10 protein-coding genes and 1 pseudogene are annotated in these 10,695 nt (G+C 68.8%); 5 read left to right on the plus strand and 6 right to left on the minus strand.

The window, feature by feature from the left end; all coding sequences use genetic code 11:
• Positions 1-94 precede the first annotated feature (94 nt).
• Positions 95-231: pseudogene (locus ACFXAM_RS34800) on the plus strand (IS5/IS1182 family transposase); the annotation flags it as partial.
• Positions 232-383: 152 nt separating this feature from the next.
• On the opposite strand, the gene ACFXAM_RS34805 reads toward ACFXAM_RS34800, so the two are convergent.
• The 3 genes from ACFXAM_RS34805 to ACFXAM_RS34815 form a co-directional block, all read right to left on the minus strand.
• Positions 384-1,865 carry a recombinase family protein gene (locus tag ACFXAM_RS34805; protein ID WP_380297450.1) on the minus strand — a complete coding sequence of 494 codons (1,482 nt, stop codon included), beginning with the start codon at positions 1,863-1,865 and terminating at the stop codon, positions 384-386.
• 419 nt (positions 1,866-2,284) lie between these two features.
• Positions 2,285-2,494: a hypothetical protein gene (locus tag ACFXAM_RS34810; RefSeq protein WP_380297452.1), complete on the minus strand. Its 210-nt coding sequence runs from the start codon at positions 2,492-2,494 to the stop codon at positions 2,285-2,287.
• A 253-nt stretch (positions 2,495-2,747) separates the two neighbouring features.
• Positions 2,748-3,572, minus strand: coding sequence for a CPBP family intramembrane glutamic endopeptidase (locus ACFXAM_RS34815; RefSeq protein ID WP_380297453.1), 825 nt, complete (start codon positions 3,570-3,572; stop codon positions 2,748-2,750).
• Positions 3,573-4,045: 473 nt separating this feature from the next.
• Between ACFXAM_RS34815 and ACFXAM_RS34820 the strand changes: the two genes are divergently transcribed.
• From ACFXAM_RS34820 to ACFXAM_RS34830, 3 genes are all read left to right on the plus strand, one after another.
• Entirely contained in the window at positions 4,046-4,423 is a 378-nt protein-coding gene (locus ACFXAM_RS34820; protein ID WP_380297455.1) for a hypothetical protein, read from the plus strand.
• Between the two features lie 73 nt (positions 4,424-4,496).
• Positions 4,497-4,685 carry a hypothetical protein gene (locus ACFXAM_RS34825; RefSeq protein WP_380297457.1) on the plus strand — a complete coding sequence of 63 codons (189 nt, stop codon included), beginning with the start codon at positions 4,497-4,499 and terminating at the stop codon, positions 4,683-4,685.
• A 164-nt stretch (positions 4,686-4,849) separates the two neighbouring features.
• Entirely contained in the window at positions 4,850-5,647 is a 798-nt protein-coding gene (locus ACFXAM_RS34830; protein ID WP_380297459.1) for a serine protease, read from the plus strand.
• A 35-nt stretch (positions 5,648-5,682) separates the two neighbouring features.
• On the opposite strand, the gene ACFXAM_RS34835 is transcribed toward ACFXAM_RS34830, so the two are convergent.
• The 3 genes from ACFXAM_RS34835 to ACFXAM_RS34845 form a co-directional block, all read right to left on the minus strand.
• Positions 5,683-6,614, minus strand: a protein-coding gene (locus tag ACFXAM_RS34835) for an IS5 family transposase (protein ID WP_380297461.1) whose coding sequence is annotated in 2 segments (ribosomal slippage) — positions 5,683-6,218 and positions 6,218-6,614 — 933 coding nt in all. Because the reading frame shifts where the segments join, the coding sequence is not laid out codon by codon here.
• Positions 6,615-6,864: 250 nt separating this feature from the next.
• Positions 6,865-8,022 carry an IS701 family transposase gene (locus ACFXAM_RS34840; RefSeq protein ID WP_380297463.1) on the minus strand — a complete coding sequence of 386 codons (1,158 nt, stop codon included), beginning with the start codon at positions 8,020-8,022 and terminating at the stop codon, positions 6,865-6,867.
• Between the two features lie 61 nt (positions 8,023-8,083).
• Positions 8,084-8,998 carry a hypothetical protein gene (locus tag ACFXAM_RS34845; RefSeq protein WP_380297465.1) on the minus strand — a complete coding sequence of 305 codons (915 nt, stop codon included), beginning with the start codon at positions 8,996-8,998 and terminating at the stop codon, positions 8,084-8,086.
• A gap of 1,224 nt (positions 8,999-10,222) precedes the next feature.
• Here ACFXAM_RS34845 and ACFXAM_RS34850 point away from each other — a divergent pair.
• Positions 10,223-10,695 (plus strand): delta-60 repeat domain-containing protein (locus ACFXAM_RS34850; RefSeq protein ID WP_380297466.1); only part of this gene is annotated, 473 nt, incomplete at its 3' end.

The following is a 10,695-nucleotide window of genomic DNA, read 5'->3' on the forward strand; positions in this document are numbered from 1 at the left end:
GTCACGTCAAAACGCGCCACGCCCCCGAGTTCTACCAGACACACCAGCCCGCCATCAGGGCCAGGCCAAGATCCGAACCTTGAACAGCTCCTAGGTCCGGGCCCGCGCCGAGCACGACTTCGACAGGAGGAAAGCCTGGAAGATTCTTCGCGGCTGCCGTTGAAGGGCGACGGTCTCCACCACGCGATGAGCGGCATCGCCCGCCTGCACGACTTCACCTTCAGGGGATAGACAAGCGGACCGAACACCAACTGGCCTCGCCCGTACCAGCCCGAAGATCCTTTACGCGAAAACCCTTAGCCGCCGACCGAATCATCGGCGGTTTGCCTGATAGCCGGGTGAGACCCGGCGAATCCGATCTACGCGGTGCACCGATGGAACGTTCAGGCGGCGATCAGCTCCTTTCGTAGGTCCTCGGGGAAGAGAAAGCTAAGGGAGTTCCGGCAGATGTAGGCCTTCACCTTGGACTTCAGGAGGAGTTGCCGCTGGCCGGCGATATCGCTACTGGCCCACTCCGAAGCGAAGGTCGATCCCGTGGGGCGAAATTCCCTAGGGCTCGCGTGCACCGCTTGCGCCGCAGTCTTGCGGCGGTCTGCCAACCCATTAATGCGGCGAAGGTATTCCTCCCTTCCGCCTTCGTACTCGTAGAGGCCCATGTCCTTCTCGGCCCGGACATCTTTCATTGCCCTGGATATGGATTCGACTGTCTCGCCGTTATCCATAGGAGCATCGGACGGTACCGGCTCGACGACCTGTACCGTCGAGAACAAATGGGCGATGAGGGCGTTGAACTGCTCCTCGACGAAGTCCATGGGAGCTGCAGTGTTACATCGCTTAGCGGAACTGCCGGAGGTGACGCCACATCGATAGTATCCGCACTCGGTTCCTCCCGTCCGGATTATCCAGCGATAAGCCACATGTCCACATTCGGCGCAGAAGACTGAGCCGAGATATGGATAGGGCTCGCTCACCCGCTTCGTTCGAGTGGGGCGCGTTGCCTCGAGAGATGCTTGCAGGTGCTGCCATTCATCTGGAGTGAGGATCGCATCGGCGGCCCGAATGGGATCTCCTTGGGTGTCGTAGACAATCCTGTGGAAGCCGGTGGATCCGCCGGTCATCTTCAATCCGAGGCAGGCGGGAGAGGTGAGAATTTTCCCAATCGACGCAGGATTCCACCGGACCGAGGTGACAGGTGACCCGTTCTGTAGCCGGATCCAGTTCCGTGGTGTGGGCACTTCTCGCTGGCTCAGCCTGCGGGCCATCTCGCTTTGTGAAACCCCGGTGATGGCCCAGCAGTACATCTCCCGGACGATCGCGGACGTCACCGGGTCGATCTCCAGGACCTTCCCGCCACTGTCCAACGGGACGATCCGGTACCCGTAGGGCGGTCGGCCGCCGGCCCAGCGACGTGTCCCCCTGAGGAAGCGGTGGGCATCCGCGACGCGCGCGGATATCTTCCGTGCCTCCATGCGGGCAAATACGGAAGCCATATAGGCCATGGCCTCTCCCAGGTCGCTGGAGAGGTCGAATGTATCATCCACAAAAATGAGGTTCTTGCGGTGTTTGTCGCACCAACGGATCATGTCCGAAAGGTCGGCCGGACTTCGGACGATCCGATCCAGTTTCCAGAAGATCATGACATCGAATTCGTGGTGGCGATTCTTCATCCAATCGCCCAGTTGCGGCCGATCGATCGGCCGCAACTTAGTGGCAGAGACGTCCAGATCCTCGGCGTAGCCGACTATGTGGTAGTCCTTCATCTGGGCCATCAATCGGCCCTTTTCACGCTGGCGCGCCGGCGATGTACTTTCATCGGTGGCTACCGATAGCCGAACTCCGATCAGGGCGCGCTTGCGCGGTTCCATGCTTCCATCCATGCGAACGACTGAGATGCGCACCGATCGGTGGCACCTGCGAGTGTTCGCGTCGGATGGCTCGATGTATCGAGCCGATCTTGTGCTATGGAGCCGCCGCTGCCTGGCCTGAACTTGTGCACACTCGGCCTGACCCGCGCGCAGGCCACCGTGAACCCGGTGAACATCCCCGCCGTCGTCCCGCTACGAGGTGGGCGGATGTCATGGCTGGAGGGCTCTACAGCCCTGGGGGCGCGGCGCCGTCGGTCGCGTTGTCGGGGTGCGGGGGAAGATCGACTCCGCACGCTGCGAGTTCGGCGTACTGCAAGGACGGGAGTGAGCGCTCGGTGCGGGCAGGCGGTTGCGTGACCGTGGTGCGTAACGGGTGCCTGCCAAGGCCTTTGCTTCTGGTCCTGGCCGACGGCGATGGTCTAGGCGGGGGTGGCGCACTGGCAGGGGTGTTCGCGTGGCAGGACACCGAGGCCGTGCAGGGTGTACACGGTCAGTGCGGGCGGGGAGGAGGCTGCGTTCGTGCCCAGCCGGGCGTGGAGCCTGGTCATCTGCGACTTGAGCGTGCGGCGGCTCGGGCCGCCGCGTTCGGCGAGGTCCGTGAGTGTGTAGCCGTGTGTGAGGTCCGTCATGGTGGCCAGGTCGTGCGGCTCGACTAGGACTTGTCCGGTCGATCATGTGATTGCTGCCCGCCTGCCGCGATCGTTGACCAGGGAGGCTCATGGTGAGCTCATCAACGCTGAGCGGAGGCTGTGTCTGCTCGGTGCTGTCGGTGAGAAGCAGGCGTTGCAGTCGGTTGCGGGGCAGTGCCAGTGCGGGTTTGTGTGCGGGAGTGACGTCGCCCCCCCCGGGGTGGGGGGGGCGACGTCGGCGGTGCGGGTGGGGTCAGTTGCCGATGGTGCGGCTGGCGGCCGGGGACGCGGCGTCGTCGGCCTGGGCGGCGGGTTCGACGGTGTGGCGCTTGACGATCAGGACGACGATCAGGACGACCTGGAGGGCGATCGGCAGGATCATGCCGGGGGAGGTCTTCGGGTCGGTGCCGACGGAGTTGGAGACGAGGCTGAAGTCCCACAGGCCGTGGACCAGCATCGGCAGCAGCAGGACGCCGCCGACGCGCAGGCACAGGTAGAAGAAGTAGCCGGAGGTGGAGACGATCACGGCCTGGAGGACAGCCTGGGCGCCTTCGCCGAAGGCGTTGCTGACGTGGACGAGGCCGAAGATGACCGAGGACCACAGGGCGACCTTGCCCTCGCTGTATCCGGCGCGCTTGAAGACCTGGACGCCGATGCCGCGGAACATCAGCTCCTCGCCGATGCCCACCAGCGCGGTCATGGCGGCCAGGGCGAGGACGAGGGAGAGCGGCTGGTTGGCGAGGTTGGGGTAGTTCACGCCGATGACGGCGACCACCAGCATCGAGATCGGCACGAAGCGGACCCAGCGGCGTACCGGGGCGCGGTAGTTGAGGACGTTGCCCCACCAGCCGAGCCAGGTCACCACGGCGGCGCCGAACAGGGCGGAGATGCCGATGGGGATCACGCCGTTGCGGATGATCGCCTCGGTGGTGGGGAACTGGCTGTCGCCGCCGGCCCGGTCGACGCCGACCAGTGCGCCGAGGCCCTGGATGATCACCAGGTAGACGACGACCACGGCCAGGAACCAGGGCCAGGTCAGCCGGCGCCCGGCCGGGGCGGGGGACGGGGAAGCGGACACGGGGCAACTCCTCGGGGTGGGGGAACGAGCCCCTCAGCGGGGCGGATAAGTCGTCGCATAGATATGAAAAATTGTTAAAGAATACGCAAAGGTGCCTAATCGGACACGGCGCGGTGACGGCGCGACGGCCGCCCCGCGCGGAGCGCGGACGGCGTGCCCGGCCGGAAGGACCCGGGCACACCGGGGGAAGGCCGGCCGGGAGCGGGCGGGGCGGCCGGAAGCGTGATCAATTCCGGCGGGGCCGGTCAGTTTCGATCTTCCCCGGCGCCACGGCAGCCCGGTCTGATCGAATGACCGGCAACCGGCACCTGCCGCCCTCCCACACCCTGGAGTTCCCGTGAACCTGCTCGACGAGATCCTGAAGATCGTCAACGCCGTGGGGCCGATCGTCGCGCCGCTGATCAGCAACCGTGACGTGAAGCACGACATCAAGCCGCTCTCCTGACCCCGCCCCGCACCAGACAGGAGGAGCCGTGCGCCTCGCCGCCCTGCTCCGGGGCATGGCCTCGACCCTATTCGCGCCCCGCCCGCCCCGCACCGAACGGGACCAGCCCCTTACCCGGGCGCAGATCCTCGCCCTCCTGGACGAGCTGCCGGTCAGCGAATGGCGCTACGACTGGGACCCCGACACCCTGCACATCGGCCCGATGGCCCAGGACTGGCGGGCCGCCTTCGGCTACGGCCGGCGCGCCACCACCATCGACGTCGTCGACGCCAACGGCGTCCTGATCGCCGCCGTCCAGGAACTCTCCCGCCGCCTGCGCCACCTCGAAGAACAGCAGGCCGCGCAGCCGGCCTGCCCCTGCGCCCACCAGCGCACGGCCGCACCCGCCCCCGTTTCCGCACCGTGAAGGAGAAGCCCGTGTCCCTCACCCAGGCGCTCGTCAGCCTGCTCAACGCCCTCGGCCCCATCCTCGGCCCCCTGTGACCGGCCGCCCGACCCTGCGGCCCTCGACCTCCCGCGACAAGGACCTGCCCGTGCACACCACCCGCCGCGTCCCCGTCCGCGCACCGCGCGCGGCCACCATCGCCCTGCTCACCTCCACCGCCGTGCTGACCTTCGGGGTCTCGGTGCGCGAGATCTTCCAGATCTACGCCGCCTTCGGCGCCTGAACCGCCCCCCCCAGCCGGGCCCCGCAGCAGACCGCCTGCCGTGAACCGGCCGTACCCGCCACGGAATACGGCCGGTTCACCGCTTGCGGCCCACCGCCCACAGCCGGAAGGCTCCGGGAAGATCACGCCCTGCAACGGGGCCCGGCACGGGAAGAGGCACGACGATGGCACAACGGCGGGGCGGGGCGCGGCGGACGGCAGCGGCGGTTCTGGGGGCGGTCCTCACGGCGGCCGGACTGGCCGTCGGCGGGGCGGGGACGGCAGCCGCGGTCACCGGCGGGAGCGACGCCACGCCGGGTGCCCACCCCTACCAGGTGTCGCTGCAGTCCCAGGGCCCCACCGGCTGGTCCCACATCTGCGGCGGCTCCGTCATCGGCCCGCAGTGGGTGCTCACCTCCGCCCACTGCCTCGAAGGCAGGACCGCCGGCCAGCTGCGGATCGCCGCCGGCTCCGACACCCTCTCGCCCGCCGGCACCCTGCGCCCGGTGCAGGAGGTGCGCACGCACGAGAACTACAACGGCAACGCCACCGGCCTGCCCAACGACATCGCCGTCCTGAAACTCGCCGCCCCTCTCACCTACAGCCCGCAGATCCAGCCCATCGCCCTGCCCGCCCTTCCCGACCTGCTCGGCGGCACCGCCACCCTCACCGGCTGGGGACGCACCACCGGCGGCGGCACCGGGTCCAACACCCTCCAGCAGGCCACCGTCATCACCCTGACCGTCGGCGAGTGCCAGCTGCGCTGGCCGCTCCAGAACATCGGCCTCACCCACGTCTGCACCTACGACAAGGGCTCCGGCATCTCCGCCTGCAAAGGCGACAGCGGCGGCCCCCTCGTCCAGAACGGCCGCCTCATCGGCATCGTCAGCTGGGGCGTCACCACCTGCAGCGGCGCCTACCCCTCCGTCTACACCAACACCGGCGCCTACCGCCTGTGGATCACCACCCACACCGGCATCTGACCCGGCGGACGAGCGCGAGCGCACAGCCCGGCCGCTCAGGTGCGGAGCCAGATGACCAGGGCGGCTACGGTGACGGTGCCCTGGTAGACGTAGCCGCGCTTGTCGTATCTGGTGGCCGCCGCTCGGGCGTGCTTCAGCCTGTTGATGGACCGCTCGACGGTGTTGCGCTTCCTGTACCGCTCGTCGTCGAAGGCCGGAGGCCGTCCGCCGCGTGAGCCCTTGCGCAGGCGGGCGGCCCGACTGTCGGTCTTCTCCGCGATGGTGTGCCGGATACCGCGCCTGCGCAGGTAGGCACGGCACGGGCCGTTGCTGTAGGCCTTGTCCGCGGCCAGGCTGTCGGGCTTCTTGCGGGGCCTGCCCGGTCCGGTCCGCGGGACGCGAATCTTCTCCAGCACGCGCTCGAACTGCGTGCAGTCCGCCCGCTGCCCTGACGTGACGATCAGTGACAGCGGGCGGCAGCGGCCGTCCGCGCTCAGGTGGACCTTGGTGGTGAACCCGCCACGCGAGCGGCCCAGGCCCTCGCCTTCTGCACCGCCTCCACCAGGCGGGCGACGAGGCTCCGCCGTGGCCTCTCGTCCTGGTGTTCCCCTGGCCCAGCCCCCTTTGAGGCCAGGGCCGGCGGCGGATCGGTGCGAGCCCCGGCCGCGTGCTGGTGGGCCCGCACGATGGTGGAGTCGACGGAGATGTCCCAGTCGATGTCGCCGGCCGCGTCCGCTTCCGCCTGGACCCGCTGAAGCAGCCGATCCCACGTCCCGTCGGCCGACCACAACCGGTGGCGTTCGTAGACGGTCTTCCGAGGCCCGAACCTCTCGGGGAGATCGCGCCACTGAACACCGGTCCGCACTCGGTGCAAGATCCCGTCGATCACTTGCCGATGGTCACGCCACCGGCCACAACGCCTGTTGCTGACCGGCAGGAACGGCCGCAGCCGTTCCCACTCGGCATCCGTCAGATTTCCCCGCCCCATGCCCAAACCAACGAACCAGCCGAATGACAGTCACATGGTCGCCCGGACAAGCCCTAGTACTGCAACGGTGCTTAGCGTGATGAGGCTTCGGTTTTCGGGCTGTGGCCTCGTCGTTTGTAGTGGCTGGTCCGGGCCTGGTGCTGGCGTCGGCGGCGCCAGTGGGACCAGTGCAGGACGTGGGCGATGCTGCGGCGGACCGGCTGGGCGAGGCCGGTGATCAGCCGGCGGATCTCGGGGACGGTGAGTGGGATCAGGTCTGGCGTTCGAGCGGGTCCGGCCCCTTTTCGAGCTGCTGGGCGCGCAGGACGGCGAGGTAGGCGTGGGTGGCCATAGCGAGGGTGATGTGCCGATACCAGCCCTGGTGGCGGCGGATCTGGTAATCGTCCAGGCCGCACTGGCCCTTGGCGGTCTGGAAGCACTCCTCGATGGCCCAGCGGGCACCCGCGACGGCGATCAGCTCGTTCAGGGTGGTCTCGGCGGGCGCGTAGGCGATGTAGTAGGCGACCTTCGTCGGGTCGGTGACGCTGCGGCGGGCGAGCACCCAGTGCCGCCGGTCCGGGCGGTGCCAGGGACGGACTTCGACGCGGGCCCAGTCGTAGATCCGCGGGCCGTGGGAGCCGTCGCCGCACGAGCGGCGCTTCCACTTCTGTCGCGACAGCCCCGCGACCAGATCGTGGAGTCGGTGGTCCATCGCCCAGCGGGTGACCACGGTGTCGTGCCGGGTGGTGGCCACGACGTGGAAGACGTCGGCCTGTTCGAGCTCTGTGCGCCAGCCCTTGCTGTTGCCGTAGCCGGCGTCCGCGGTCACCCACCGGAACGGGATCCCGTCGTCGATCGCCCGGCGGACCATCCGGCGGGCGAGCTGGTGCTTGGTGGCGAACTCGATCTCGTCGCCGATTCCTTCGGCCCGGCAGCGCTCGCGGTCGTCCATCCAGGACTTCGGCAGGTAGAGCGCCCGGTCGATCAAGGTCCGGCCAAGTGGCCCGGAGTAGGCGAGGAAGACGCCTACCTGGCAGTTCTCGGTGCGGCCGGCGGTGCCGGAGTACTGCCGCTGGACCCCGGCCGACCGCACACCCTTCTTCAGGAACCCGGTGTCGTCCACGATCAGCACGCCGCCGGGGTCGGCCAGGTGCTCGACGATGTACTCGCGCACGTCGTCGAGCACCCCGTCCGCGTCCCAGTCGATCCGGTTCAGCAGCCGCTGGATCCGGTCCGGGCCACCGTGACCCGCCTCCTCGGCCACCGTCCAGCCGTTCTTGCGCTCCAACGGCGCCAGCAGACCCCGCATGTACGCCAGCGCCGACTCCCGCGACTCACTCCGCGCGAACCGGTGCGCAAACCGCCCGTGCAGCCCAGCCAACCCATCCGACCAGCAACGAGCATCAACCTCGGATATGTCCCCACCCATGAACAGCCCAACGAGCGAACCCGGCGAACGCCACGGTAAGCACCGTTGCAGTACTAGGGGATCAGACCTCGATCGGCGTCAGCCCGGGGTAGACGTCCTGCCAGCGGTAGCGGCGGCAGTGGAAGTGCCAGTGGGCGAAGGCGGTCATGTAGCGGTCGAGATGGGGGCGTTGCTCGTCGGTGGCGAGTGCCAGCACGCGGCGGTAGGCTGCGAGGCCGCTGTCCAGACTTCGGCGGTAGGCGAGGAGGTAGGGGATGTTCTCGCTCACCGCTCGGCGGCGGATCCGGCCGGTGGCGAAGTCCTCCCCGTGGAGCGCTTCCTTGTAGAACGACAGGACATCGTTGATGTCGTTGAGAAAGGCCACGCAGGAACTCAGCGCCGCCGCCCAGAAGGCGCGGTTGCGGGTGGCCTCCAGGCAGGGATCGGTGAACTGCAGCGAGGTGAACCAGAACTGCGAGAAGCCGTTGAAGACCCGGACGAAGTCGCTGTCGACCTCGTCGGCCGCCTCCGGTGTGAACTCCGCCTCCATGAGGACGCCGGTGATCGCGTTGTGGAAGAAGGTCTTGAAGACGGCGAGGAAGGTCGGATCGCAGTACCGTGCGATCTCACCGAACATGTGCCGGATGTAGCGCGCGTTCGGCGAGGAGGCGCCCTGCTCGGGCAGCAGGCAGGCCCGTAGAACGGCTTCGGCCTGCGCCCGGTCGTGGCAGCACACATCGTCGAGGTTGGTGGCGAACACCCAGATGCGGTCCAGCGCGAGGGCGAGGCCGTCGTCGGCGACGGGTACCAGGAGGGCACGCATCAGCGTGATGTGGTCCGTGGTGGCGGGAGGGACGGTGACACCGAACGTCTCGAATTCGGCGGTGAGCAGCCGGGCGCCGGTGTGGGCCTGCCCGCGGTCGACGGACGGATCGAAGGCGTCGACGAAGGCGATCATCCTGTCCACCAGGCCCGAGTCCAGGACACTGGCGACCATGCTGCGGTGCCGGGGATCGGGAACGGCGTCGAGAGCGCTTCTCGCCGTGTAGCGCAGTGTGTCCAGGCCAGGTGGCCGGGGGTGCCGGATAGTCGAGCGGGCCGTCGGGTCCATACCGCGTCCTTTCGTACGTCTCTCGCGGCCGGGGCCGGAGGCGTGCCAGCTCGGCCTCGCCCATACTCACACCGTCGGCCGGCCTCTGTCTGCTGACACGACGTCGTGCGCCCGGATGTACACCCGCCACCCGCCGCCATTGACAGGAGCGGCACGGAGTGGGCGCCGCAGCCGCGGTCGCACGTATGCCGCATCCACCGCCGACCCGCTCCGGGAACCCGTCCACCTCCCTCTGGCCCTGTTCCCTGAGCTGCCGCCATGCGATGTCGAACGCGCCGGCCGGGTTCCGGTCGGCCGCTCCACGAACTCGCCGCATTCCAGGCAGGGCAGCAACTCACGCATGGCGGGCAGGCTCTCCTCGTTCCCCCGCCCGGACGATGTCCCCGAGGTCTGCGTGTCGCCCGCGAATCAACGACTCAACCGATCGCCAGGGCATGGCCGACCAGCTGCTCTGGGCGTCCCGGCTGCATGAGGTGGGGCACCCTCGGTCCCGTCGTTCCAGGAGCTCGCGGCCGAGAGCCTCGGCGACGCTCTCACCGTCTTCCTCTCCGAACCGGCCCACCGCCGACGCGCGGCCGGCCTCGCCCGCCGCCTCACCGCCGGGGGCGGCACCGTGCCGGTGCTCGCCCACATTACCGCGGCAGACGCCAAATTCTCTCAACTCCAGTCATTCATAGGATAATTGCGAGCATCAAACGAACAGCAAGGAACCGCTGTTCGCCTTTCCCGGACAGGATCGGAACGGGTGACCGAAAGGCCTTGCCTCGGCGCGTCGGGCGGGACCATGATGGCGACGCGGCCGGTTCCGCAGGACCGGCCATCGGTCCGAACCTCCGGCATATGCCACCGGGGGACGGCCTTGTGCAGCCCGGGCGGGCGTCGAACCGCCGCCTGCCCCCGGACCTGTCCGGTCACCCCGGCGCGGCGTGACCCCCAGGCCCACAGGCCGGTTCCGCTGACGCCGCCGCGCGGTCAGACAGCCCGCGCGACCCGACTCCCCACCCCCCACGCCCGCTCGCGCGTTCGTGCAGTCGGCACGCCTGCGGGCACACATCCCCACCCCCTTGGGGCCCCTGCCCGGCCTCCCCCTCAGCGAAAGAGGACTCTGTCATGCGCATGCTCAGCGCGCGCCGCCTCGCCGCCGCGACCGGCATCGCCATCGCCCTCATCGCCGCCGTCCCCGCCAGTGCCACCCCCGGGGCGCTGGACACCACCTTCGGCACCGGCGGCAAGGTGACCACCGACTTCGGCGGCACCCCCTCGCTGCCCGACATCGGCAACGCCCTGGCGATCCAGCCGTCCGACGGGAAGATCGTCACCGCCGGGCGCGCGGGCCTCAACCTGCCCGGCGCGGGCGGCAACGCCCAGTTCGCCCTGGCCCGGTACAACACCGACGGCAGCCTGGACACCACCTTCGGCCCCTCCAGCACCGTCCCCGGGACCGTCACCTTCTCGTTCCTCGCCGCACCCAACACCAACTTCGCCCGAGCCGTGGCGATCCAGCCCGCGGACGGAAAGATCGTCGTCGCGGGGCTCGCCGGCCCGAACGAGCAGACCGCCAACGTCGCGATCGCGCGACTGAA

This window comes from Kitasatospora sp. NPDC059462 (assembly GCF_042749955.1).
Taxonomy (GTDB): Bacteria; Actinomycetota; Actinomycetes; order Streptomycetales; family Streptomycetaceae; genus Kitasatospora.